28 protein-coding genes and 1 tRNA gene are annotated in these 26,029 nt (G+C 38.1%); 9 read left to right on the plus strand and 20 right to left on the minus strand.

The genetic code is table 11. The annotated features are described in order from the left end of the window. Positions 1-44 precede the first annotated feature (44 nt). From ACE198_RS19850 to ACE198_RS19865, 4 genes are read right to left on the minus strand one after another with little or no spacing between them, the layout of a single operon-like run. Positions 45-1,115 carry an alpha/beta fold hydrolase gene (locus ACE198_RS19850; protein ID WP_375376791.1) on the minus strand — a complete coding sequence of 357 codons (1,071 nt, stop codon included), beginning with the start codon at positions 1,113-1,115 and terminating at the stop codon, positions 45-47. 19 nt (positions 1,116-1,134) lie between these two features. Beyond that, complete coding sequence (locus tag ACE198_RS19855) at positions 1,135-1,701, minus strand: polyhydroxyalkanoate biosynthesis repressor PhaR (protein ID WP_375376792.1); 567 nt, start codon at positions 1,699-1,701, stop codon at positions 1,135-1,137. Positions 1,702-1,723: 22 nt separating this feature from the next. Further along, positions 1,724-2,347, minus strand: a complete 624-nt coding sequence (locus ACE198_RS19860; RefSeq protein WP_375376793.1) for a hypothetical protein — start codon at positions 2,345-2,347, stop codon at positions 1,724-1,726. Continuing rightward, on the minus strand, positions 2,337-2,804 hold the full coding sequence (locus tag ACE198_RS19865; RefSeq protein ID WP_375376794.1) for a hypothetical protein: 468 nt from the start codon (positions 2,802-2,804) through the stop codon (positions 2,337-2,339). Before ACE198_RS19865 ends, ACE198_RS19860 begins: the two co-directional genes overlap by 11 nt. A gap of 585 nt (positions 2,805-3,389) precedes the next feature. Here ACE198_RS19865 and ACE198_RS19870 point away from each other — a divergent pair. Continuing rightward, positions 3,390-4,193, plus strand: a complete 804-nt coding sequence (locus ACE198_RS19870; protein ID WP_375376795.1) for an alpha/beta fold hydrolase — start codon at positions 3,390-3,392, stop codon at positions 4,191-4,193. Positions 4,194-4,297: 104 nt separating this feature from the next. Here ACE198_RS19870 and ACE198_RS19875 read toward each other — a convergent pair whose 3' ends face one another. The 7 genes from ACE198_RS19875 to yknW form a co-directional block, all read right to left on the minus strand. After that, positions 4,298-4,891 (minus strand): YitT family protein, encoded by a 594-nt coding sequence (locus tag ACE198_RS19875; RefSeq protein WP_251456396.1) that lies wholly within the window; start codon positions 4,889-4,891, stop codon positions 4,298-4,300. A gap of 195 nt (positions 4,892-5,086) precedes the next feature. Continuing rightward, complete coding sequence (locus ACE198_RS19880) at positions 5,087-5,965, minus strand: GNAT family N-acetyltransferase (RefSeq protein ID WP_251456398.1); 879 nt, start codon at positions 5,963-5,965, stop codon at positions 5,087-5,089. Between the two features lie 64 nt (positions 5,966-6,029). Next, positions 6,030-7,196: a tryptophan synthase subunit beta gene (gene trpB, locus ACE198_RS19885; protein WP_251456745.1), complete on the minus strand. Its 1,167-nt coding sequence runs from the start codon at positions 7,194-7,196 to the stop codon at positions 6,030-6,032. 181 nt (positions 7,197-7,377) lie between these two features. After that, positions 7,378-8,571, minus strand: coding sequence for an ABC transporter permease (locus ACE198_RS19890; protein WP_251456400.1), 1,194 nt, complete (start codon positions 8,569-8,571; stop codon positions 7,378-7,380). Beyond that, positions 8,568-9,260, minus strand: coding sequence for an ABC transporter ATP-binding protein (locus ACE198_RS19895; RefSeq protein ID WP_251456402.1), 693 nt, complete (start codon positions 9,258-9,260; stop codon positions 8,568-8,570). Before ACE198_RS19895 ends, ACE198_RS19890 begins: the two co-directional genes overlap by 4 nt. Next, on the minus strand, positions 9,257-10,378 hold the full coding sequence (locus tag ACE198_RS19900; protein ID WP_251456404.1) for an efflux RND transporter periplasmic adaptor subunit: 1,122 nt from the start codon (positions 10,376-10,378) through the stop codon (positions 9,257-9,259). Before ACE198_RS19900 ends, ACE198_RS19895 begins: the two co-directional genes overlap by 4 nt. After that, positions 10,378-11,049: a YknW family membrane protein gene (yknW, locus tag ACE198_RS19905; RefSeq protein WP_375376796.1), complete on the minus strand. Its 672-nt coding sequence runs from the start codon at positions 11,047-11,049 to the stop codon at positions 10,378-10,380. The genes ACE198_RS19900 and yknW overlap by 1 nt, the downstream gene beginning before the upstream one ends. A 178-nt stretch (positions 11,050-11,227) precedes the next feature. Between yknW and ACE198_RS19910 the strand changes: the two genes are divergently transcribed. Next, positions 11,228-11,446, plus strand: coding sequence for a hypothetical protein (locus tag ACE198_RS19910; RefSeq protein WP_375376797.1), 219 nt, complete (start codon positions 11,228-11,230; stop codon positions 11,444-11,446). Positions 11,447-11,461: 15 nt separating this feature from the next. Next, positions 11,462-12,562 (plus strand): AI-2E family transporter, encoded by a 1,101-nt coding sequence (locus ACE198_RS19915; protein WP_251456410.1) that lies wholly within the window; start codon positions 11,462-11,464, stop codon positions 12,560-12,562. Between the two features lie 91 nt (positions 12,563-12,653). Here ACE198_RS19915 and ACE198_RS19920 read toward each other — a convergent pair whose 3' ends face one another. The 7 genes from ACE198_RS19920 to ACE198_RS19950 form a co-directional block, all read right to left on the minus strand. Next, complete coding sequence (locus ACE198_RS19920) at positions 12,654-13,211, minus strand: hypothetical protein (protein ID WP_251456412.1); 558 nt, start codon at positions 13,209-13,211, stop codon at positions 12,654-12,656. Between the two features lie 2 nt (positions 13,212-13,213). Further along, entirely contained in the window at positions 13,214-13,846 is a 633-nt protein-coding gene (locus ACE198_RS19925) for an SCO family protein (protein WP_375376798.1), read from the minus strand. 119 nt (positions 13,847-13,965) lie between these two features. Then, positions 13,966-15,645 (minus strand): cbb3-type cytochrome c oxidase subunit I, encoded by a 1,680-nt coding sequence (locus ACE198_RS19930; protein ID WP_375376799.1) that lies wholly within the window; start codon positions 15,643-15,645, stop codon positions 13,966-13,968. Positions 15,646-15,659: 14 nt separating this feature from the next. Continuing rightward, on the minus strand, positions 15,660-16,127 hold the full coding sequence (locus ACE198_RS19935; protein WP_251456415.1) for a cytochrome c oxidase subunit II: 468 nt from the start codon (positions 16,125-16,127) through the stop codon (positions 15,660-15,662). 12 nt (positions 16,128-16,139) lie between these two features. Then, positions 16,140-16,289, minus strand: coding sequence for a hypothetical protein (locus tag ACE198_RS19940; protein WP_375376800.1), 150 nt, complete (start codon positions 16,287-16,289; stop codon positions 16,140-16,142). A gap of 195 nt (positions 16,290-16,484) precedes the next feature. After that, on the minus strand, positions 16,485-17,429 hold the full coding sequence (cyoE, locus tag ACE198_RS19945; protein ID WP_285850887.1) for a heme o synthase: 945 nt from the start codon (positions 17,427-17,429) through the stop codon (positions 16,485-16,487). Between the two features lie 211 nt (positions 17,430-17,640). Continuing rightward, the gene (locus ACE198_RS19950; RefSeq protein WP_375376808.1) at positions 17,641-18,624 is read right to left on the minus strand and encodes a 2-hydroxyacid dehydrogenase; all 984 of its coding nucleotides are present in this window, start codon (positions 18,622-18,624) and stop codon (positions 17,641-17,643) included. Between the two features lie 220 nt (positions 18,625-18,844). On the opposite strand from ACE198_RS19950, the gene ACE198_RS19955 reads away from it, so the two are divergent. Further along, a complete protein-coding gene (locus ACE198_RS19955) occupies positions 18,845-19,717 on the plus strand; it encodes a DNA-3-methyladenine glycosylase family protein (RefSeq protein WP_375376809.1) in 873 nt (290 codons plus the stop codon). Between the two features lie 198 nt (positions 19,718-19,915). Here the strand turns inward: ACE198_RS19955 and ACE198_RS19960 are convergent, their stop codons facing one another. Next, the gene (locus ACE198_RS19960) at positions 19,916-20,848 is read right to left on the minus strand and encodes a DMT family transporter (RefSeq protein ID WP_375376801.1); all 933 of its coding nucleotides are present in this window, start codon (positions 20,846-20,848) and stop codon (positions 19,916-19,918) included. A 208-nt stretch (positions 20,849-21,056) separates the two neighbouring features. On the opposite strand from ACE198_RS19960, the gene ACE198_RS19965 reads away from it, so the two are divergent. From ACE198_RS19965 to ACE198_RS19980, 4 genes are read left to right on the plus strand one after another with little or no spacing between them, the layout of a single operon-like run. After that, entirely contained in the window at positions 21,057-22,655 is a 1,599-nt protein-coding gene (locus ACE198_RS19965; protein ID WP_375376802.1) for a spore germination protein, read from the plus strand. Further along, positions 22,652-23,761, plus strand: coding sequence for a GerAB/ArcD/ProY family transporter (locus ACE198_RS19970; protein ID WP_375376803.1), 1,110 nt, complete (start codon positions 22,652-22,654; stop codon positions 23,759-23,761). The genes ACE198_RS19965 and ACE198_RS19970 overlap by 4 nt, the downstream gene beginning before the upstream one ends. Next, a complete protein-coding gene (locus tag ACE198_RS19975) occupies positions 23,758-24,969 on the plus strand; it encodes a Ger(x)C family spore germination protein (RefSeq protein WP_375376804.1) in 1,212 nt (403 codons plus the stop codon). The genes ACE198_RS19970 and ACE198_RS19975 overlap by 4 nt, the downstream gene beginning before the upstream one ends. Next, positions 24,966-25,190 carry a hypothetical protein gene (locus ACE198_RS19980; protein ID WP_098572479.1) on the plus strand — a complete coding sequence of 75 codons (225 nt, stop codon included), beginning with the start codon at positions 24,966-24,968 and terminating at the stop codon, positions 25,188-25,190. The genes ACE198_RS19975 and ACE198_RS19980 overlap by 4 nt, the downstream gene beginning before the upstream one ends. 123 nt (positions 25,191-25,313) lie before the next feature. Here ACE198_RS19980 and ACE198_RS19985 read toward each other — a convergent pair. Continuing rightward, a tRNA-Val gene (locus ACE198_RS19985) sits at positions 25,314-25,385 on the minus strand. Positions 25,386-25,647: 262 nt separating this feature from the next. On the opposite strand from ACE198_RS19985, the gene ACE198_RS19990 reads away from it, so the two are divergent. After that, complete coding sequence (locus tag ACE198_RS19990; protein ID WP_251456433.1) at positions 25,648-25,857, plus strand: hypothetical protein; 210 nt, start codon at positions 25,648-25,650, stop codon at positions 25,855-25,857. The last annotated feature ends 172 nt before the right edge of the window (positions 25,858-26,029 follow it).

A 26,029-nucleotide genomic window follows, 5' to 3' on the forward strand; every position in this document is an offset into this window, starting at 1 on the left:
CTAACTTGCCCTACTGGAATATATCTGTTTATTCCAATCTATATTTAAAAAAGACGATTGGAACGACTAGACGCCCATTGATCAACAATTTCTGCTAATAAACCAGATAATGCAAGACCAACATGCCCTGATTCAATGCAAACATACGTTTTGTCTTCACTCGATACTAAATCTATAATTGGTTTACTTTGCTCTTCTAAAACTAAATTGTCTCTAGACCCTGAAACTACGAATAGATTGGCACGAATATTTTTCAAATCCGCAGCCTTTTTCCCAACCATCAACTCCCCTTTAACCAGCTTGTTACCTATAATCAATTCATTGACAAATTGTTTATAGGCTTCACCAGCAAAAGGCACTTGATCCTGTGTCCATTTATTCATCCGGCGCCATTTTTCAACATAACGGGAATCGTGGGCCCGATTTAAAAGCATGGTATAATTGGTAAAATAGATTGGTGATCCAATGGCTCTAAACATCAATTCCACATATTTAGGGGGAACAACTCCATAAACATCCAGAAAAAGATCGATATTAATATCTCCACTTTGGAGACCTTCCACCCATTTTTCCGGCCCTACAAACGTACTGAAATCAATAGGAACCGTGGCTACGATTAAATTTTTTATTGGTTCCTCGGCTACAGATGCGTAGATAGAGGCAATCGTACCGCCTAAACAATATCCAACGAGTGAAATTTCCTCCGCTTCAGAATGGCGAAGCGCCCGCTTAACAGCCGTTTTTAAATATTTCTCGACATACGTATCGATACCAATCTTTTTGTCTTCATAGCCTGGTGTACCCCAATCCAATAAATACACTTCATAGCCCATCTCAGTTAAGTTTTTTATCACACTTTTCTTAGGATCAATATCTAAAATATATGGTTTATTAAAAAGCGAATACACAAAAAATAATGGAATCTCATACTTTTTCTGTTTGGCAGGGTAATGCCATAAAACTGATTTATTCTTTCTCCATACTTCAGTCCTTGGAGTCTGAGCAACCTTGGGTTCAGGTTCAGATAAAAGTTTTACGACATTCGCCCAACGGTCCATTTCTTTTTGATAATCAAATTCTGGAATGCTTCCCTTGAACGGTGCTTCTGTTCCCAAGCTCCCCCCTCCATTTCATTTATTTCGATTTCTCTGATTCTGCTAATTCCCGCTCCACTTCTTTGTCCTTTTCAAGAAGACCTTTTAATGACTCAAATTCTTCTTTAAAATTAGTTAATTTCTTTAACTCTAACTTCATTTCTTGGAGTTCGGCCTTTAATTCTTTGGTCTTTATTTGCTCTTTTTTCGTTTTTACTAACTCTGTTTTAAGCTGCTTTGTTAATTTAATGATTTCTTTTGCAATATCCACAACACTCTCGATTTCTCTAGTTTGCGACTTCATGGAATCCTGCAAATCCAAGATTTGTTCCTCAAGAGCTTCAATTTTTTCCTCGGCTTGGACCGTTAATGATGCAACATTAGCTATATCATTTTTAGTTGGTAAATTTAGAACGCTTGCAAGTGTTTCCTGATTCTTTTTAAATGCCTCAAGATACCGAGAATTAATTTCCGTTCCGGCATTAGACATTTTTATGAAATCCTTGTTAGCCGTCCAATGATTGATAAAATCATTTATTTGTTTTTCCCATAATTGACTAAGCTCCTGAAAGGATTCAACTGGATCGTAAGGTTTTTTACCAGACATTACTCTCACTCCTTTTTAGTCATTATTTGGATTGATCGGTAGAATCCTTCATATAATTCTGAAATGGCAATATCGCAGATTTCACTTGCTTAGAAAACATATTTACAAATACTTTTTGATTTTCATATAAAACATTGCTGGTTTTCTTAACACTCTCAATATATTTTTCTCTGCCATTTTTTCGATAAGCAATATACTGTTCAACGGTTTCTACATATTTATCTAAAGAATTTAATTGTCCTGTTAATAATGCTTTAGTTGGGGTTAATAATAAATGAGCTGTTTTAGTTTGAATGTCCTCAACAACTTTGTTAATTTCTTCATATGATTTCACAGGAAAGAACTGCTGTAGTGGAGTGGTGGTCATAAGTAATTCTTCGCGCACTGCCTCCTCCCACTCTTTAAGTTCCATCCCAAATTGCGTCGAAACGGTGAGGGCATTTTCCTGATTCTGTTTAAGCATTTCCACGTAGTTCTTGACTGCTTCTAAGAAAAGTGTATCTCGTTTATTTAAGCGATTTTCCCAAGCATCTAATTCATTGAATCCTAACTTCCAAAGAAGGTCTAAGCTTGAAGCATCTTGTTCCTCTTCAACCTCTACTTTTTGATTTTCTGATTCTAATACTTTTTCAGTTTTATTCGTCATGTTTTTTCTCCTCCAAATTCAATTCAAATAATTGTTTTAACTCATTTAGCTCTTCTTCCAAGCTTTTTAGTTTACATGCGTGGATTTCCCGTGTTTCCTTTTCCAATACTGCTTGCAAAGCTCCCAATGATTCACGAATCATTTTTAACTTGTTCCGGTTCTCTTTCTGTCTTTTATTCATCCAATAGATAGATTCATCCAAAAGATCTAACTTTTCCTCATAATCTACGATTCTTACAGAAATAGCACTTATTTCATCTTTATTTGGAAGTCCAAGCTGATTTAATCTTCTTGTTGCTAATCTTCTGTGAATTTTTAAATGCTTCACATGTGTTTCCATAGCATTTCCAAATGCAATAGTGAATTTTCTGTTATTTGTGTATGCATGGATTCTCTTATTGATTTCTGTTTCTATTTTTTTATAAAAAGAATCTCTGTCTTGATGCATGGACTCCATGTACATCCCTCTTCACTAACTGACCAGTTTCTTCTATTTACTGTACACTGGCAGTTGTCCCACCGTCAACATCTAGTATATGACCATAAACATAATTAGAAGCTTTGAGGCTAAGAATAGTGCTGGACCTTTCATGTTATTAAAAATAGCTGCAATTGCTTCGAAGGGTCCCCAAAATCATTAATTAGAATAGTAATATAGTTAATATTATTGTAGTAAACTGAGGTTTTGTAAACCTCCCTCTTTCGACAATATCCACAAAAGTCTTCGTCCCTTAAAAGAGCGAAAAATTAATGCTGTTAAATTAAACAAACATCTTCAAAACACTCCTTTAGACCGAAGGAAATCCCAAAAATTACCGGAACGATTTTTAAATAATATTATCTGGTGTCAGGCACCGAATAAAAACATTTGTCCACCAAGGAATGACGCTAAGGTATGCACAAACAAATACGCCACTCTGAATTTGTGATCCTTAGGAATACTGGTCATATTGCCAAATTAGAACAAAAGGACGCATTTAATAGAGTTATTCGCAACTTTTTAAAGAAACACTCAAAAGTAAGCTAAGGGAGGATTGAATTAATGCCAATAGCTACTGGAAATGGGATTAATCTTTATTATGAGGTTCACGGAGAGGGTGAACCATTGCTTTTAATAATGGGGTTATCACTAAATTCAAAATCTTGGTTCAGGACACTCCCTGCTCTCAGTGAGCACTTTAAAGTAATTATTTTTGATAATCGCGGGACAGGTCTTAGCGGCAAACCAAATTTCCCCTATTCAATTGAGCAAATGGCGGAAGATGCTAAATGTGTCTTGGATGCTGCCGGAGTAGAAACAGCCCATGTATACGGCATTTCTATGGGTGGGATGATTGCACAAAGATTATCACTATTGTATCCTTCTAGGGTCCGTTCTCTTGTGTTAGGTTGTACAACCTCTGGGGGTGCAACCCATGTCCAGCCTAGTGCAGAAGTCTCGATGCTAATGCTTTCAAGGGGTTCTGCGGTTGCAACACCAGAAGAAATGGCTTGGGCCACCGCTCCAATCCTATACAGTCAGTCATTTATAGAAAAACAACGTGAATTAGTAGCAGAGGACATACAAAGAAGAATAGAGATACCTGTTCTCCCTTACGCCTATATTCTTCAACTTCAAGCCTGCTTAGCTCACGATACCTCCAACGTGATTGACCAAATCGAATGCCCTGTCTTGGTTATCCATGGAGACGAAGACAAATTAGTTCCCTATCAAAATGGGGTAACCTTAGCTGAGAAAATTCCAAATGCTGAATTTTTGACAATTACCGGTGCTGGCCACATTTATATAACCGAGGCCAATGATTTAGTAAATGAAAGAGTAATAGAATTTTTAAAAAATCAATAATGATAAAAAAATGCCCGTTCGCTAATTGAATGGGCATTTCCTTAAATTTGGCGGATTCTATTTTAAGCTTTTATCTAGGAATCTCATCATCTCAAAATACTCTTCTAAGTAATTTGAATAGATAGATCGATCGTTCGATAGGCTACCAGAAAGGTTGCTAAGGAGTAGATGGCCTCACTTAACCCAAAGATGAAAATGGAACTCCCGAAAATGAATACATTCAATAACAAGATAATTTGTCCGATTGAAAATGAAGAATGTTTACTTAAGAGGATAGCTATCACTTCTGTTCCATCAAAACAGCCACCGAATCGAATCGTTATGCCGACACCTAGTCCTAAACTTATTCCGCCAAGGACAATTACTAGGAGGGGGTTAGTGGTGAGGACCGGAAGTGAATCGAATATATAGGTTTCAAACGAAAGAATGAGGATGGCGAATATGCTGAGCATAAGAAACCTTCTTCCTAGAAACCGATAGGCAAGGAGGAAAAAAGGTGTGTTTAATACCAACAAAAACAATCCTATTTCTTCTTTTGTAATATGAGCTAGCAGGATACTTATGCCGATAATTCCTCCATCAATCACATGATTTTCCACCAAAAATAATTGTAAGGATAAGGTTACAAGCGTAGCACCAAAAAAAATGAACAATAGCCTTTTATAAAAAGAACATGCCTCTGCTCTGCTTAAATCCATATAAAAGTTCATCCTGTTACTTATCATACTTGTCCCCTTTATCAACCAAATTCCATAGATTATTTGTTTAAATATATTCAATAAACTCGAGAAACATTCTCTAACCCCCAGATATAAAAAAAGAACCGCTAATAGCAAATGGGTAATATGTACTAGCTGTTCTCTAATGGAGTTATCTAATGGTGTCAGGCACCATCATGCCTGTGAAGTAAGCGGGTGTTTGAATTCATTTGGTAACGTGACGTTTGTTTGATTCTTTATAAAAAGGACATTATCGGTTTTATATAGCTGTTTTTCATATCCTAATTCATGCTGATCGGGATGAAAATGGAAAAAGACTTTACTGCAATCCAGCGGGACAATCGCACTTAACACTGTTTGAAAATTTACCTTTCGAGAACTGACAATATCATAAAGGTGGATACAATCCCCCTCTCTTTGAAAGATCACCAGTGCGTTCTCATTCTCAAGATAGTAGAGGTCCTGGCTAAAAACCATAATACAATAAAACATGAGGAGCTCCTCACAATTTGAAGTTCCGAATACTTCCGACAAAACCTTACGATTCCTCGCTAAATTATAGATGTACTCTAAATCATCTGAATTGCTAACATCTAATTTTCTCATTTTAGAAGACGATGGAGGCATATGATGATAGTCCAATATAAATTGCACTTCATCTCTAGAAGAAAATCCAAATTTCGGGTAAAAGTCCAATACTGTTTGATTGGCAAACAAATAAATCATATCAACATGTTTATATTCGTCTAACACAATCTCCATCAAGCGTCTCGACAATCCCTTATTTCGATAATCAGGGTGTGTCATGACAGTACCGATTTGGATTGCTTGTTTAACATCCGCATTTACGACCAAGTTTACAAGATTAACGGATACATTAGCTACCACTCTATTATGAACAACAAATGAATACGGCAGATACTTATCTGTCCAATATCCATTTTTGTACCACGTTTCAAACTCTATTCCAAACGTATCAGTGGCCAATTGATTAAAGCTTTTCCTTAAATACTCATGATCTTTATAACCTTTTATTAATAATAAGTCTTTCAAAGAACTGCTCCCCCTAGAAACAAAAAAGGATGAGCCATTTATCGGCTTATCCTTATGTATATTATTATTTTTTCAACATCCTAAACACCTGCTCAACATCCTTATCACCGCGTCCTGATAGGTTAACAATTAGGACATCTTCGTTAGATAATTCTTTTGCAAGCTTAATAGCATATGCGACGGCATGTGAACTTTCTAACGCAGGGATTATTCCCTCCGTTTTGCTTAACAATTGGAATGCCTCTAGGGCCTCTTGCCCAGTCACTGTTACATACTCTGCTCGCCCGCTTGTTTTCAAATGGCTGTGCTCAGGACCAACACCAGGATAATCCAGCCCCGCAGCAATCGAGTACGTTGGTTTAGGCTCCCCGTTTTCATCAAGTAATGTTAAACATTTAAAGCCATGAATCACCGCTGGAATTCCTTCCGTCAAAGTTGGTGCCTCAGCTGGTTCGACCCCAATTAAGCGCACACCTTTTTCGTCAATATAATGGGCAAAAGCACCAATGGCATTGCTGCCACCTCCAGCACAAGCAATCACCGCTGTCGGCAGTTTTCCTTCTTTTTCAAGTATCTGCTTTTTCGATTCTTCGCTGATAATTGCCTGGAAGTGCTTGACCATGGTCGGATAAGGATGCGGTCCTACAGCCGAACCAAGTAAATAAAAGGTATTTTTATAGTTTTGCACCAAGTCACCCAAGGCTTCATCTACAGCATCCTTTAAACGCCCTTGGCCTTTATCAACAGGAACTACTTTCGCACCTAGTAATTCCATTCGGAAGACATTGAGCGCTTGGCGTTCCGTATCAAGTTTACCCATATAAATAATGCATTCCATCCCAAACATGGCACAGGCAGTTGCTGTGGCCACACCATGCTGTCCTGCACCTGTTTCAGCAATAATTCTCTTTGCTCCCATTCGTTTTGCTAAAAGAATCTGGCCAATGGCATTATTAATTTTGTGTGCACCCGTATGGTTTAAATCTTCTCGTTTCAGATATATTTTTGCCCCTTGATTTTGTTTGGTTAAATTTTCTGCAAACGTTAATGGATTTTCTCTACCAATATATTCTTTTAAGTAATACTTGAATTCCGATATAAATTCAGGGTCATCCTTATATCGATTAAATTGATCTTCTAATTCGTTCATTACCACTTGCAAATCCTCGGGAACAAAACTTCCGCCAAATTCCCCAAAATAACCTTTGCTCTCTACACTAAGTCTCTCCATGCTCATCTCGACTCCTTCTAAACTATTATTCTAAGTCAATCCTACCACGAATTATTATCTGAATATTCCTGTAATTATATTATCACATTACCCATAATCTGCAAACTGATAACTATACGGCAATAACAGGAAAAAGCCTACACCTTCGTGTAGACCCTCGATCTAGTTTCCTCATCTTTCCTTATTCATATCTTAGGGAATCAATCGGGTCAAGCTTAGAAGCCTTGTTTGCTGGAAGTAGTCCAAACACAATCCCAATAACCATTGAGAACAACATCCCACCTACTACCACCTGCCAAGACACTAAGGATGGCCAACCTGCAAAGAAACTAACAATGGTGGACGTTCCCCAGCCAAGCAAAATCCCGAGCATACCTCCTATAAAAGTTAGTGTCATCGATTCAATTAAAAATTGAGTCAGCACTTGTCCTCGGGTAGCTCCAAGCGCCATACGAATCCCGATTTCCCTTGTCCTTTCGGTCACGGATACGAGCATGATATTCATAACACCAATTCCACCAACAAATAATGAGATTCCTGCTATACTCCCGATAATTAATGTCATGATTTTTGTGATTTGTCCTACCCCTTGAGCGATTTCTTCCATATTAATAACTTGGTAGGATTTATCCGTCCTATGCAGATTATTTAATAATTTAGCAGCCTTTTTACCTGCGACCTGCAGTTGTTCAGCTGACGCTGCTTGCAGGGTTACTTGGGTAAAATCACTGCTACCGTAAATCGTTTTCCACGTTTGGAAAGGCAGATAAACCTCCATTGACCCAAATGATAGAAGACCAGTTGGTTTCTCTAAAACCCCAATGATTTCAATCGGTTGATTGGCAACCATAACAACCTTTCCAACTGGATTTTTCCCTTTAAATAGTTCCTCTTGCAATTTATTACTGATTAATGCTGCACGGCGGCCGCCAAGAAAATCAGAGGTTGACAAGCTCCTTCCCTTTGCAACTTTCAACTCATTTAATTTTATATAGGCCTGATTAATTCCAGTTGAAGAGGCATCCACGGAATCTTTTTGAAATTTAACAGAAGACAATTGGGTGCTTGACGCAACAACACTTTTAATTTCCGTAATTTGTTCCAACGCTCTGATATCTTCCTGATTGAAGGGAGCTTGCTGAAATATATTGGGGTTCGCACGTATTTCTTCATCGGAAGGCTGATAAAATAACTCAATCGTATTCCCGGGCCCAGTAATTTGTGATTTCAGCATCGCTTCCCCGCCCTGTCCGATGGCTACGACGATAATAACAGCTCCCACCCCAATAATAATCCCAAGCATTGTTAGAATACTCCGCATTTTATGGGCCTTTAGTGAGCTTAATGCCATAATAAGATTTTCCATAAAACTCATCCTGCCGGCCCCCTAACACCATCAAAAGGCGACTGAATCATTCCATCCCTAACCATAATTGTTCTGTTCGCGTATTCAGCCACTTCTGATTCATGGGTAACAATAATAATCGTTACTCCTTCATTATTCAGTTCACTAAATTGTTCCATAATGTCCTTGCTTGTTTTTGAATCAAGGGCACCTGTGGGTTCATCCGCTAGAATAATCTTTGGTGTATTGACAATAGCTCTCGCTATGGCAACACGTTGCTTCTGTCCTCCAGATAGAGCATTAGGCAGATGGTTCATGCGGTCGGCAAGACCTACTTTCATTAATGCCTCTTCTGCACGAGCCTGGCGCTCTTTTTTGGAGATTCCTGCATAAATCATTGGTAATTCAACGTTTTTTAAGGCCGTCAAGCGCGGGAGCAAATGAAACTGCTGAAAGACAAAGCCAATCGATTGATTTCTAACCCTGGCCAATTCCTTGTCATTATAATGAGAGACATTTTCCCCGCCAAGATAATACTCACCCTCTGTCGGTTTATCCAAACAACCAATAATATTCATTAAGGTTGACTTTCCTGAGCCAGATGGACCCATGATGGCAGCAAATTCACCTTTATGAATGGATAGACTAATACCATTTAGGACAGGTACACTTTCTTTTCCCAACAAAAACGATCTTGAGATGGATTCTAGCTGGATCATTTAACGGTCACATCCAACCCATCTTTTAGTTTGTCAGGTCCATTAATGATGACTTTGTCTCCTTTTGTAACACCTTCAACGATTTCAATCTTCTTTCCTGATGTAATGCCAGTTTTGACATTTTGTTTTTGCGCTTTTCCATCCTTTACGAGATATACAAAGGGCTGATCCCCCTCATCAAATAACGCATCGAGCGGCAGGACCATCGCTGTCTTTTTATCTGTTTCTATCTCCATAATGACTTGGAAGCCTGGTTTCAACGTTTTTGTATCACCGGAAATCTTTACTGTGACAGGATACTGCACAGCCTGTGTACCATTTTGCAAACTCGCTTGGTTCTGCTCTGGCAAAATAGATGTCTTCGTGATTTCACCCAGCCACTCTTTGCCCGGCAATGCCTCTGATTTGATGATCACTCTTTGACCCTTGTTAACTTTAAGAGTATCGTATTCGGACAGTAGTCCTGATGCTGTCATCCCTGCTAATTTCCCAATATGTATAATAGGTTCGCTTGTTGCATCAAGTGATGTTGCTGGCTTTTTGGCTGTCAAAACAATTCCAGCCATTGTACTCTTAATCTCTAAATCATCCTGGCGTTTACTAATCAAGTCTTTTTGAAGTTCTGTTTGCTTAAGTTCGATGTTAGCTAGTTCCTTTTCCATCTCCAGCTGTTCAAATTCAGGAGAAAGCTGCTTTTTCGCTTCCTTTTTTCCAACCTGCTCACCTAAGGTCTTTTCTTTGTCTTCAAGTTGCTCCAATTTCTTATCGATTTGGTTTATTTTTAAATTAGCGGATTCGACCGCTAATTTATTCTGCTCAATCTCCAACTCAAGCTGTGGATTTTCTATTTGAGCCAAGACAGCACCTTTCTTGACTGTCTCTCCTTCCTTGACGAGCAGCTTCTTGATATCCCCTTTGTCTGGTGTCGCATAGACCATTTGTTCTTGAGGAAGCTTTACTGTTCCAGGAATCATTAATAGAGAGGAGATTTCTTCTTGGCTGATTTCCGTGGTCTTAACGGAATGCCCCTTTGCAAGGACCTGCCGGTAGACACTTACAGAAATCATTATGATAATTAATAATATTACACTAATGCTAATCCAAATTTTCTTCTTCATTATAGCTTCGGCGCTCCCTGTAAAAGAGTACCGACCAAAGCAAAGCCAATACTAACTACGAAGAAAATCACCGCAATTGTCCATGCCAGCCCTTTAGAAATTTGCGCTGTTTTATGAAGTCCCAAGGCAGTCAATATAGCAGACCAGATTCCAAATACTTCGATGGAACCTAAAACACCAGCTTTATCCTGATTGAGAAGCCCTGCCAAACTAGTAATATATATTTCTGGATCCCCGCCGATGGCATATCTGATTCCCATATTCAATATAAGTCCTGCTGCACCAATAATCATGATAAAAGTATTCATAGATAATAATTGTTTAAAAGAAACAGTGGAACTAGCAATCTTGACAATCGCTAATTGAATAGCACTGCTCACTAAAACACCAATAATAGGCGTAATGATGCCCGTAACTAATACTGTTACTTTTGTTATGGTTAACACCAAATCAACTTGATCTTCAGGCACTCCTTGAGCAATTAAAGTAGCAGCGTCTAGTGATAGAGCCATAAACGCCATACCAATGGCATAAAGGATACTAATAATAGTTAATGGTACCCAAATTTTCGGACTTTGCTTAATTCGCTCAAACTGCACTCCAGGACTCGTAAACATTCCTAATAACTTAGGACTCTCTTTTTGTATATTTACTTCTGTTTGCAATTCCAAATCCAACACCCCTTCTCTCCTCTTATGTAAATTATTCCATTTAAGTATACGACAAACTAAGCCGAAAGTTTCATTTTTTTTAATATCCCCATCTGGTGCCTGACACCAAAAGTAATACTATTATTTGTCTTCTATTCCAAGTTTTTGATATAATTTTAGTTAAACTAATTGAAAGGCTGTGTTAAACGTTAATGTTGATTTTAGCACTCTGTTGATTGGAGTGGAAGGCGCGAAGACTCCTGCGGGAGTACGGGGCAGGGGAGACCCCGCAGGCGCTGTAAGCGCCGAGGAGGCTCCCCGCAGGCGCTGTAAGCGCCGAGGAGGCTCCCCGCAACGCCTGCGGAAAGCGAAGCGCCTGGAACGGAAATCAACAGACAAGTTTAACACAGCCAATTGAAAAAAGGGGAAAATAATGTCAAAAAGAAAATTCCAATATGGGTTAATCCAAATCCTTCTAATATTAACCATCATCTTTGTTTCAACAAAGATTTCATTTTTATTTATGCCGATCGGTATCTTTTTCTCTACTCTTTTTTTCCCAATTCTGATAACCGGATTTCTCTTTTTCTTACTAAATCCAATCGTTAATTTTCTTCAGCGCCAAAAAGTGCCAAGAATTCTTGCCATCCTAATAATTTATGTAGTGTTTATTGGTATTCTTGTTTTAGCGATTGGCAACTTGGTTCCTGCCATCACAGAGCAATTTACCGCACTTGCTAATGCACTTCCTGATTATGCCAACAAAACCTTGCAGTATTTTGATAAGCTTTCACGAAGTTCCGAATTCAAATGGATCATGGAGGAGCAAAATGATCTTTTGGAAACCGGTAAAGAAAAACTGATTGCCTATGCGAATACCTTGCCGGATAGGATCACTGGCGGTATTTCCAATATCCTTGGTGTGTTTGCCAATATTGCTGTCATCCTAGCTACCGTTCCGTTTTTACTGTTCTATATGTTTAAGGACGGACATAAGTTCCCTAAGGCTGTAACTAAATTCCTTCCTGTATCATATCGGGAAGCAGGATTGCTTATGTTGAAAGAGACGGGTGAAACACTTTCCTCCTATATACAAGGGCAAGTTATTGTTGCCCTATCAGTAGGAATACTTGCTTTTATTGGCTACCTGATTATCGATCTGCCATTTGCACTAGTTATGGCCGTAATTGTTGCGTTTACCAACATCATTCCATATGTCGGCCCCATTCTTGGCGGTGCACCCGCTGTAATTGTAGCTTTATTTGATTCACCCACAAAAGCTTTATTAGTTATTTTAATTATTGTGATAGCCCAGCAGGTGGAAGGGAATGTATTATCTCCGCTCATTCTTGGAAAATCACTTGATACCCACCCCGCGACAATCATTATCGTCTTGCTCGCTGCCGGAAATTTAGCTGGTATCTTGGGAATGGTTTTGGCAGTACCGTTTTATGCCGTAGTCAAGACCATTGTTTTAAATGTAATCAAGTTTCTGAAGGCTCGAAAGAGGGCAACCATAACAAACGAACCTTAGGATTCTTTAATAAATATCTAATTCAAAAAACTGTTAGGATCTTGGTTCCTAACAGTTTTTTATGTTTTTATGCTGGAAATCACAAAATACATTACTCGTATTTCTTAGGATCGACAAAAGCCTTATAGAGCAAATAAATGACCATACAGATTGCAGTTGTAATAAATCCCCAGCCTAGAGTAATTTGTTCAATAATTAAATAGTTGTTACATAATTGCACGGGGGAATATATATATAACCACCCCATTGCGGAAAACATGATAATAAAATAATAAAAAGTGATATGTTTACCAACAGGTCTAAGTTTTTTCCAGCTATCCCTTAGTGGGATCCCTGCCAATATAGGTAAACTAGTAAATTTAAACACTTCCATACTCTGTAAAGTTAATGCTTCATCCATTGACCTTGGCAGTGTCCAATAAGCGACGATGATGATAAACAATATGATTCCTGGTATTCCATTTCCGTTCCATTTTTCAAAAAATCGTGGGAATCGTAGTTGAAAAATACGGGCAAGGAGAAATCCGGTGAAAATTAACAGCGGCATTTGCATATGCATGTGAATAATCATGACAGATTCCATTAAGTTTGCCACAGGAGGCAGTGCAAGGAATAGGAGGATCAATAAGCCATATAGTGATTGCTTCATAACTATTCCCCCGCTTCCATGTCAAGAATCCCTGTAAGCCTTTTAGCAGCTTCATCCGTTTTTTTGTAGTCTAAAACATCTAGAAGTCTGCCTTTTTTATCAACAATATAAAAAGCTGAATTATGGGCAAAATTACCGTATTCATCGGGAATGACAATCACACCAAATGCTTTTAACAATGCATCTAATTCTGTTTTATTTGCAATTCTTGCCATCCTCCATGTTTCACCGTCACTATTAAAATAGCCTCTATATTTTTCCAACGTGGCTGGGTCATCCCTAGAAGGATCGAAGCTGATACTTAAAAAGGCAATATCTTTGCCCATATATTTGCTTGGTACCTTATCATAAACTTTCGACATATTCATTTCTAATTGAGGACAAACCGTTGTACAGGACGTATACAAAAAGGTAATAAATACATATTTGCCTTCAAATTCAGAAATAGAATATTCCCTCCCTTTGCTGTCTTCTAAGGTTACATTAGGGAATTGGGGTTTATCGTCAATTAGTTCTTTTACCCGCGCAGTTTCTGCCGTGAAAGCTGTGAAACCATCTGTTCCGAAATAAAACAATGCACAGCCAAATAAGATAACAAGCAAACATGCAAATGTATGATGTCTATTTTTGATCATGAAGATCACTTCCTACATCTATTTTTTGAAGTGGAAAGAGATAGCCTTAGCCACCCGAGCTATCTCTCTCATTGAAAACCTTCCAGATAAAGCGCCTACTGGCTTTTAGCTTTTCGTAATCACCATGTTTTAAACGGTGGTGACCCCGGAGGGGCATTGACGATAAATTCCGTTAATGGGATAACATAGGCCATGGCTACAACTAATAGCATAACAACAATCCAAAGGCCCCAACGCTCTGTCCAGTATGGTGTTTTGGTTGCATTTTCTTCCTCTTCCGCAATCGGAAATTCTGTTTCACCTTTTGGCGCAAAGAACATCATATTGACAACAGCATACACTTGAAGAATAACACCGATAATTAATAGTGTTCCTCCCACAGCTAAGCACATTAAATACGGGTCCCAGCTTAATGCTGTTGCATTATCGCCGTAGGTTGTATAGGATGTTCTTCGAGGAGAACCAAGTAATCCAACCCAATGCATAGCACCTGACATAAATATCATACCAATTGTCCAGATCCAAGTTTGTATTACGCCTAATCTATTTATTTGTGGAGTTAGAACACGTTTTGAAATATAAGGAACTAACCAATAACTAATTCCAAAGAAAGTCATTACCACCGACATTCCGAGTGTTAAATGGAAATGCCCAACAATCCACATGGTATTATGAACAACTTGGTCTAGCTGGTTTGTACTTTGGGCAATCCCGCCTGCACCTGCTGGAATAAAGGCGACCATAGCAATAAATGGTGCTAGGAAACGAACATCCCCCCATGGCATTTTCTTATACCAGCCAATTAGACCTTTTCCACCTTGTTTCCTGGCAGTCCGCTCAAATACAGCAAACATAGCGAATGCGGTCATTAATGATGGGAAACCAATCGCCAAACTCATAAATACATGCATAAATTTAACTGCTTCAGAAATTCCGGGGTCAATAATCTGATGATGGAATCCACCAGTGATGTTCATTACAACTAAGGCAATAATAACCACACGGGTTAAGGTATCACTCCACCGTCTCCCACCGATAATTTTTGGTACAACAACATACCATGCAGACACGGCCGTTAAATACCAAATATTAACCAGCGTGTGTCCAAACGCCCAAAATAGTGTCCGAGCAACCATGACATTAATTGTTTCAACCCACCCAAAGGCCCATGGAATAATGGTTAAAACTTCAATTGCAACTGGAATTAGAGCAAAGAACAAAAGGATAAACACACCGGTTGCAAAGTAAGCAAGAATAGGCACATGTTGACCTTTGTTGTTTTTTCTCCAATTAGCGACATTGATAAACGCCCCAATGCAGCACATCCAAACGCCTAGGGCAATGAATACTAACCCGATATAGAAAGCCGGATGTGCTGCCATCGGCGGATAAAATGTATACATAACTGATGCTTCGTTCATTAGAATTGGCACTATGCATAGAATAAAGCCGACAATCTTCATTCCAAAACCAATCCAAGCTATCTTCCTTACTTTCGGCAGCAGTCCTCCTAAAGTATGGGAAAGTGATGCATAAAAGTATCCAATCGTAAAGAAGGCAGTTAAGACAACAACTAATAATAAACCATGTGCTGTTAATACTTGATAATAGTTAAGCCATGATGGCAGTTCTAGAAGTCCTGACCTATTTAGTCCTTGCAGCAGTCCTAATATTCCGCCCAGAAGTAGTGCTGTAAATGCTACAATGATATATGTTTTTGTTAAAACGGCATCTTCCTTACTGATTCCCATTACTTTATTTGCTTGATCTTTTAGTGTATGTGATTTTGCTGTTTGCATTTTCTTTCCCCCCTTTATTTAACCGTAATCGTTGTACTCATTGCTTGGTGACCAGCACCACAGTATTCGTTACATAACACTAAGTAAGTGCCTGGTTTATCAAACTTTTGGGTGATTTTTTGAATATGTCCTGGCATTACCATTGCATTCACGTTTGTTCCAGCTACCTCAAAGCCGTGGACCACATCTTTGGAGGTTAGTGTAAAATGCACTGTAGAACCAGCAGGAACTTCAAAATTACCTGGATTAAAGCTAAATACTTGTAAAGTCATCACAACTTCATATTCATTTTCACCAATTTTAGTAACACCTGGTTTATCGAATGGTGCGATTTGGTCCACTTTTTGTGGATCAATAATTTCCTTATTGCTTGGTGGAGCCATATCCAAGGCAAATGCTTGATAGCCTGTGATAAACATAAAAATCATGATTATCCCAAAACTTAAGGTCAGCCAAATTTTTTCATCAAGATGCATCTTCATTCCAAATCCCCCCTAAACTCTAGACATGTAAAGTCCATATAATAAGAAATACGTAAGTAGAATGACTACTCCCACAACACTTACGGAAATCCATGTTCCTTTTAACGGTGCTTCTTGAACTTCGCCTGCCTTCGTTTTGTTGTTTCCTTTTGCAGCTCCCATTCCGAATCATCCCCTTTGTGATTTTCATACTTATATCATAGTTGGGAACCATTCTCAGTGTAGTGAACCGCATCACACATCTTCCCATTTTAAAAAATAAATACGTTTAAAAGATCCGATTAATAAAAAAAAAGTCCAATCGATTGTAGGCATTGTATTTGCCTACAGCGATCAGACTTTTTCATATAATTTCTTTTACCGATGGAAGATCGGTAAGGTAACCACAATCATCATGAGGAAGATAATGGTTATATAATTAACTGAGTATAAGAAATTCACTTGGGCCCATTTATGGTTATCTTTGATAAAAAAACCGCTGATACTTACCACCAACCACCCTGCGTTTAGCAAAGCAGCTATGACCATAAAGGTTGTTCCAAGTGAATCTAAAAAGAATGGCAATGGAAACAAGCAAGCAATATACATGACCATTTGCCGTTTAGTCACGGAGAGTCCACGAACAACGGGAAGCATCGCCACCCCAGCCGCTTTATATTCTTTATATTTCTTAATGGCTATCGCAAAGGTATGCGGCATTTGAAAAATAAACAAGATTAAAAACAAGATCATTGGTACCTTTTGAAATCCAGGTGCGATTGCTGTCCAGCCAATTAAAGGTGTAACCGCACCAGACACACTGCCAATTATGGTATTAAAGGTATACTTTCGTTTCGACCACATGGTATAGGGAAAACAATAAGTAAACCATCCGACGAAACCATATAACGCAGCTTCGAATGTCGTAAACAGTAATAAAATAAACCCAACTACGGTAAGTGAAATTCCAATGATTAATACTTGCTTAAGTGAGAAATTCCCAGTCACCGTTGGACGATTCTTTGTACGATCCATTACTGTATCAATATCAACATCGTACCAGTTATTGAGCGCAAGTGCCCCGGCAATCACCATTGTACTTCCGAAAATAGTCAAAAGTAATAAATCCACATTACTTGAGAGAGGGACATCCGTAAAATATAAAGCTAACCAGAATCCTGCAAAAACCGGCAGGACATTAGCGGTTAAAACATTTGCTTTAAATAGTAACTTTAGATCAGTCATTAAACTAGATAGATTTCGTTGATTTACTATAATAGACCTTCCATCCTTCTGTAGAGAAGGTACCTCATTATTACTCATATAATATCCTCTCCTAAGAAGTAATTCTAAACAAATTTAATACTATCATACCATATTTAGATTATCATAATAATTGGTGTCAGGCACCCGAAAATGATTGTTGTATATTACCAATTGTCCGAAACCTGATGGATTTTTGAGGATGTTCCCCTCATCTTAGATAAAAAAGGCGTAGAGAATCACTTTTTTAATGATTCTTTACGCCTTTTATTTATCGGACTTCGCTTAGCACCTCTTGATTTATTAAGGAAGGCGGCTGTTTTCCCTGGAGACCAAGCACTAGATTTTCAGCTGCAAGTTTAGCCATTTTCAATCGTGTTTCATAGGTTGCGGAACCAATATGCGGCAATGTGACTACGTTATCCATTTTCAACAGCGGGTGATCTGGGTTTACTGGTTCTTGTGTATACACGTCAAGTCCTGCAGCTAAAATCTCTCCGTTTTGAAGAGCCCAAACTAAGGCATCCTCGTCTATCGTAGCCCCGCGCGAACCATTGACAAAAATGGCTGATTTCTTCATTAATTTAAATTCCTTTTCCCCGATGAGTTTAACAGTGTTTGGAGTTAGCGGCGTCATTAAGCAAATGAAATCAGCTTGCTGACAAATTTCTTCAAGTGAACAATAGGTTGCATGAAAGGTTTGTTCGGCTTCTGGATTTCGCGTCCGATTATGATACAAAATAGGCATATCAAAGCCAAAATGAGCCCGTTTGGCAATAGCCGAACCTACTCCTCCCATTCCGATAATTCCTAATGTCTTATGATGAACATCTACGCCAAATTGCTCTTCACTAATTTTCGATGTCCACTTCCCTGACTTGACCAACTGGTTTAATTCTGGCATTCTTCTTGCTGTTGCTAGTAATAAGCCAAAAATGGTATCGGCAACACTATCATATAAAACACCAGGTGTATTGGTTGCCATAATTTTTCGTTTTGTTATTTTCTCAAGATCTAAATTATCGTAGCCAACTGAAATATTGCTTATTACTTTTAGGTTAGGGGCCTGCTCTAAAAACTTCTCATCAATTTTTAAGCTCGAGCCTAGAATTCCTTCTGCATCCTTTAATTCTTGGTAAAATTCAGGAAGTGTGGTTGCATCTAAGTCTTCAAAATAAATAACATCACAGGCTTTACGAACATACACCAAAACGGTTGGATCGACTTTTTTATAGACAATAACTTTTGGTTTCAACAATGATTCCTCACCTTCATTATTAGATCCTTCATAGAAGCTTTAATTACATAATCAATATACACTTATTCAAGTGGAAAATAATAGATTTTTGATTGTAGCATCAAGATAGAAACATTGTTTTCTACACTTTTATGATAAAAATAGATTATAGCAAAATGCCGGGGGAGATAAAGTGACGAATCCTAGAAATACCTATGAAGAGGAATCATCCAAAGTAATAATTGAGCTACCTGAAGAATTTGACCTGAAAGCAAACCTTGGTTATCTAGAGCGGAATAAAAATGAATGTATGTATGAAGTTGAAAATGATACCATTACAAGGGTCATTGCAATTGATGAAATTCCAACCCTTGTCAGAATAAAAGTCAATGATTCAAATCAAATGGTTGTACACTTTTTAAAAGGTAAACCGCAGGAGACTATAGATGTCGTCCAATATATTCGAGAATGGTTTGACCTTGATAATGACTTAACTCCCTTTTATCAAATGGCAAAAACAGACCCATTCCTTAAAATGACTGTAGAAAAATTTTATGGATTACGTCTCATCGGAATCCCTGATTTGTTTGAGGCACTCTGTTGGGGTGTCTTAGGGCAGCAAATTAACTTAAGCTTCGCCTACACATTAAAGAAGCAATTTGTAGAAAAATTCGGTGAGTCAATCGATTGGGAAGGCAAAAAATATTGGATCTTCCCCTCCTACAAAAGAATTGCTAAACTCACACCTATTGACCTGGCAGATATTAAAATGACTGTTAAAAAGAGTGAATATATTATTGGGATTGCGCAATTAATGGCCAGCGGTGAATTATCCAAAGAAAAATTAAGGGAAGCCGAAAACTTTAAAGAGGTCGAAAAAAGCTTAATTAAAATACGTGGGATTGGTCCATGGACAGCTAATTATGTGCTGATGCGCTGCCTGCGCTTCCCTGCCGCCTTCCCTATCGATGATGCAGGTTTAATCAATGCTATTAAAACCCTACTTAATATGGATAGAAAGCCAACCAAAGAGGAAATCCTAAAGATTTCTATCCCATGGAGAAATTGGGAATCCTATGCAACCTTTTATTTATGGCGTGTTCTCTATTAATTAAGAAAAGCGCAAGCGCCCTGGTCAGCGGCGTATGGCCTCCTCGAAAGAGCTAACGCTTTTTCTTCGTGCGATGAATCAAAAATTATTATTGACCTGCTTATGCCTATGAAAAAACCGAAAATATTAAGTTTCGAAATGAATCTTTAATTTTTTCGGTTTTTTAAGTTATCGATTATTGGTCCTGCTATGGTTGTATCATACCGTGCTTTCCTCCTCTAAAATGGTATCAACGTGTTTCTTAGCCTTAGACCTTCCATCTGCGACAAGAATGGCTGAATACAAAACCAATGCAATTCCTAACACCTGCCATCCCCGTAGTTGTTCCCCCAGAAAAAGTACTCCAGTTCCTACTGCAATGATAGGTTCAATCGTTGCTAAAATGGACGCTTTACTAGCTTCTAAATACTTTAGTCCTGAAGTATACAAAACAAAAGCTGCAACCGTTGATACTAGAGCTAACAACACCGCTGCCACCCAAACATCAGCATATTGAAATTGATCAGTCTTTTTAATTATGTCACTTGTCAATAACATGAATATACTCGTATAAAGAAATGTGTACGTTGTAATGGTCCATGCAGAATACCTTTGGGTTACAGGTTTACTGAAAATACTGTACAACGCATAACAAAATCCAGATAAAATCCCCATGACCAAGGTTTTCATTTGTATACCTTCTTGGCCTAGTGGCAGCAGGCCTACAACAAAGGCACAACCTGTAATAGCAAGAGCAAGTGCCCACCCTTTACGAATAGTCAGGGACTCCTTAAAAAAGAGCCGAGACAGGATGGTTACAAACAGAGGACCTGTATATAAAAGTGTTACTGCAAGGGATAAACTCGATTGAGAAAAAACTTCAAAATAAAAAAAATTAAATAAAGCGACACTTAAAATTCCTGCACAAGCGAAAAAAATATGATCTTTTAATCTAGTACGTAATTGATCCCGATAAAATACTGTCATAACTAGGATTAGGATAACAAAGGTAAAAATACCACGAATGGCAACTACCTCCCAAGCCGTGAATCCGCGAGCATACAAAGGGGCAATAAATAAACCAATAAGTCCCCAACATACCGCACCTGCAATTGTAATAATGTAAACTCTTAAACTCGATAGTTTTTCCATTTTTGCACCTCATATTTCCCAAGGAAATGACTCCGATTAATCAATTCGCCGTTAACCCTGTCAAATCCTTTTAATAAACAATAATTGCAATTTACCTTTCCAAAAAGCCATTTCGATCAAATACTAAACGTATTAATTAAAGAAGATAGTGGAAAAATAAATCTTGTCTACCATATTTTGCATATAAACTAGGTTGCTAAAGAGGGAAATGATATTGGATTGGAAAAAACGAATGAGAAAAGTTCTTTTTAAAACCTCCGACAAGAAATTACCGCTGGAACAGACTGATGAAAAGGCACTTACCGCCCAAGATAATCTTTCCAATAGTTTACAGGAAAACATCAGTGCTCTGAAATCCATCTACAGCAAATGTCCAGATGTGATTTTCCGAACGTTCTTGATAGGAAATTCGCAAAAAGCTGTACTAATTTATATTGAAGGGCTATCAAATATTGAAGAAATGGATAAGAATGTGTTGTCCGAACTTATTAACCTTGAATCAGAAAATGGGTTAGATTATTCTGTTCTGGAGAATCTTCCGGTTTCAAATATAAAGCAAGTAAATAAGATTCAAGATGTGATTAATCAAATATCAACAGGAAACCCCGTTGTTTTAATTGATCAACATTCTCAGGGTGTCACGTTGGGATTAGCCAAATGGGAAAAACGTTCCATTGAAGAGCCTAGTGCCGAATCCGTTGTTCGTGGTCCGAGAGATGGTTTTACAGAAACTTTAAGTGTTAATATTTCACTTTTGCGTAGAAAATTAAAGAGCCCCGATTTAAAAATGTTCTCTATGAACATTGGACGTTACAGTCAAACTCAAGTTGTTGTTATGTATATTGACGGACTTGTGGACCAAACGCTGCTTGAAGAAATCAACAACCGATTAAGTCGTATCGATGTTGACGGTATATTGGAAAGTGGCTATATCGAAGAGTTTATTGAGGATTATCCTTTTTCTCCTTTTCCACAAGTTTTAAATACCGAACGACCAGATGTATCTTCTGCAAATTTGTTAGAAGGCAGAGTAGTTATTTTAGTTGATGGAACTCCATTCACAATTATTGCACCCATCACCTTTTATTCATTATTTCAAGCTGCAGAGGATTATTATCAACGTTTTTTGATGGGAACTTTAGTACGGTGGCTGCGATATGCATTTTTACTGATTGCTTTATTGCTGCCGTCTACATATGTGGCAATCCTTACTTTTCATCAAGAAATGGTCCCAACAACGCTATTGATAAGCGTTGCTAAATCAAGGGAAGAAATACCCTTCCCAGCCTTAGTAGAAGCTCTTATTATGGAAGTTACATTCGAAGCATTACGAGAGGCGGGTCTCCGTTTACCCAAGCAAGTTGGCTCTGCCGTTAGCATAGTTGGTGCATTGGTAATTGGACAGGCTGCAGTGTCAGCTGGACTCGTTTCAGCTCCGATGGTGATGGTGGTAGCAATCACAGGGATTGCTTCCTTTTCCATTCCCCGTTATAATGCAGCGATTGCCATACGCATGCTTCGTTTCCCCATCATGTTTATGGCAGGAACAATAGGACTGCTTGGGATCATACTTAGTCTACTAACAATTATTATACATTTAAGTACGATTCGTTCATTTGGAGTACCATATTTAGGACCGATGGCACCAATGAAAGGAAATGAGATGAAAGATGTTTTAATAAGGGCACCATGGTGGTCTTTGAAGAAGCGTCCTCGTTTAACAGGTTCCGGAAACACAAACCGCCAATCCTATGGACAAAAGCCAGGTCCCGCCCAAGAAGATGAACAGGAGATGAACAAGACATGATAGAAAAAGGAAAAATTTCTGGCTCTCAAATGGCAATTATGATGAATCCAGCTATTTTTGCAACAGTTTTACTATTAGTACCTGCCATTACCGCGAAACACGCAAAGCAGGATATGTGGTTATCACCGATTTGGTCATCTCTTATGGGATTTTTGGCTGTTTTTTTAGCTTATAAACTAAATAAGATATATCCCAAGAATACCCTTATCGAATATTGTGAACTTATTTTAGGAAAAGTCTTAGGAAAAATCCTTGGAGCTCTATACTTATTTTTTTATTTCCATATTACTGGCATTATTGTTCGTGAATATGGTGAATTTGTTTCGGGTACATTTCTTCCACATACTCCCATGCTTTTTATTTTTGGCACGATGATTTTGGTATGCTCTTTTGCGGTTTATGGTGGACTGGAAGTAATAGGCAGATGTTCTGAAATGATAGTCCCGGTTGTGCTTCTTTTGTATCTAGTGATTTTTATCATGCTTTTAAAAGATTTAGACATTCAGAATATGTTTCCATTTATGGCAAATGGAATAGCACCTTCTCTTAAAGGGTCCATTGTTCCGCAAAGTTGGTTTAGCGAGTATATTCTCATTGCTTTCTTCTTACCTTATTTAACCAATCGAGAAAAAGGGTTGAAATGGGGATTAATCTCAGTCACAAGTGTGATGTTCTTTATCGTTCTGACTAATTTTACTTCCCTTTTATTATTTGGAAATCTGACATCAACATTGACTTATCCAGTCATGATAGCGGCACAATACATTAGTATGGCTGAATTTTTGGAACATCTGGAAGCGATTGTAATGGCTATTTGGGTTGCAGGAACATTTATCAAAATTTCGGTTTTTTATTATGCATTAACTCTAGGAACGGCCCAATGGCTTAAGTTATCAGATTTTCGCCCGCTTGTGTTTCCAATTGGATTTTTGTTAATTTCTTTTGGGGCATGGTCAGCACCTAGTTTACAAGAACTTTCTCATTTTCTTAGCACTTCAGCACCATTTTATTTTCTTTCATTACAAATTATCGTTCCATTCATTCTCCTCATAATTGCTTTAATTGGCAATAAATTCTTTCGGAAAAAAGAGACGACGACAGGATGAGCAACGAAAGTTTACAAACTATAAAGAAAATATTCGCTCTAGTTTTCATAAATATTATGGTTCTGCTTTTATCGGGCTGCTGGGATAGAAAAGAGGTAAATGACTTGGGGTTGGTAACGGCAGCAGGCATTGATAAACTATCAGATAAAACCATTGAGCTTTCTGTTCTTCTCTATATCCCTAAAAGTGCAGGCAGCGGTCAAAGTATGAATGGAGGCAGCGAAGCAGGCGATGCCCAGACTTTAGTGAGGTCCGCAAAAGGGGTAACGATAGCTGAAGCCATGTCAAAACTTCAGGAAAAATTGCCGCGTCATATTTTTTGGGGACATACAGAAGTATTCATCTTCAATGAAAAGTTAGCAAAGAAGGGTCTTCTAAAACACGTTGATTTTATTATTCGGCATCCCCAACTGCGTGAAAGGTCACAACTATTTATTTCTAAACAAAAGGCAAAAGAAGTATTGAGCTTGCTTCCGCCTTTGGAACGGGATCTAGCAGCTGTTCTTCGTGAATTAGAAACCCTAAAGGTAGGGATGGAAGTAACCGTCAAAGATTTTGCGTTAATGGTGTTGAGTGAATCTGGAGATTCTGCTGTTCCTTGGATCAAGATGTTACCTCCTGAAGGAGGAAAAAAGAAAAAAGAAACGATTGCTTACATTGCGGGTACCGCTATATTCCAAAAAGATAAGATGGTTGGTAAAATTGATGATTCCATCACTAGAGGGGTTCTGTGGCTTCGAAATGATATTAGGCTGGCAACTGTAACCGTTAAACCAAAAGGAGCTAACGGATATGTCTCGTTGAGTTTACAGAATGCATCATCAAAATTAATCCCAAAGGTTGATAATGGAAAGTGGAAAGTGTTACTTAAAGCTAACGCAGAAGCTGATATCGTTCAAAATACAACTCCATTAGATATGACCAATATTGAAGTGATAAAAAACTTACAACACCAGTTAAAAAAGGAAGTTGAAAATAGAGTGAAACTCGCATTAGTTCATGTCCAGAAAGATATGAAAGCAGATATTTTTGGTTTTGGTGATACATTTAACAGAAAATACCCTGATTTGTGGAAAAGGGACAAATATCGTTGGAATGAAATCTTTCCAACTATTGAAGTAACAATTGACCTGGACATTAAAATACGCAGACAGGGAATGAACTCAGTGCTTTCTGCCATTATTCCAGAAGAGGTGAAACAAAAATGAGATGGGGCCCTTTATTTGGAAGTACGTTTATTGTTCTTTGTATGACGCTTTTCCAATGGAAAAAATTAAATCGCAATCAAAAAAAGGAGAAAGCAGCATTCGTCAGCTTGACGATTTTGGGATGGCTGCTAATGAATTTACTGTTCACTTTCCCAAATATCCCAGGACCTACTGAAATGATCGATTCCATATATAAACCTCTTGGGAATCTGTTGGAATAGAAAAAGCTAAACTTGACTATATTGTTATTTAACCTGGCTTTAGTAAAGCAAAATGGACTCCCGACGTGACCATTGTGTGACTTTCGCAAAAAAATCACCTTCATTTGAAGGTGATTTTTTTGATGATCTGGGTGGGGATTGAACCCACGACCCCTTGCCTGTCAAGCAAGTGCTCTCCCCCTGAGCTACCAAATCGTATTATAAAATTTTTTATGACCCTATCCTTGTCAAGGATGTATTCTCACACTGAACTATCAGATCAATATATTAAGTACAAATATAATTATAATAAAATTTATAAGAATGTCAATATCTTTTTCTCTCCATTTGTAAAGAGCTACTCGCCACAATTAACCAAATAGAACATTAGTTCTATACATCTTGAATTAAGAACAAATGTTTGGATATAATAATATTATAAACCAAGAAAGGCGTGATCCAGATGGAAGGACTGTTTATGCGTTCAATTGAGGAAAATATTCCATTAGAAATGATTTACCTAGCCGATAACCAAGAATTATCCCAACGGAAGTTGATTGTGAAGGAAATGAATGACGAATATATTCGCGCCTTTTGTCTGCTTCGAAAACAAATGCGCACCTTCAAACGTGAAAATATCCTATCCATTATGCCTGAATCCCGTACTAACCACCGCTATCTTCACTAATTCTCACACCCACATTCACACCATATTCCTCCCCCCTATTATTAAAACGTATTGTCAAAACTTTTATATTAAAAAAGTTAATAATCCTTGATTTAAAGGGATTTAAATGCAAAAAACTTGCCACCCCCGTGAAATTAGGTTAAAAGTGAGGTTACCACACCGAACACCTAAT

The organism is Neobacillus sp. KR4-4 (genome assembly GCF_042136325.1).
Taxonomy (GTDB): domain Bacteria; phylum Bacillota; class Bacilli; order Bacillales; family Cytobacillaceae; genus Neobacillus.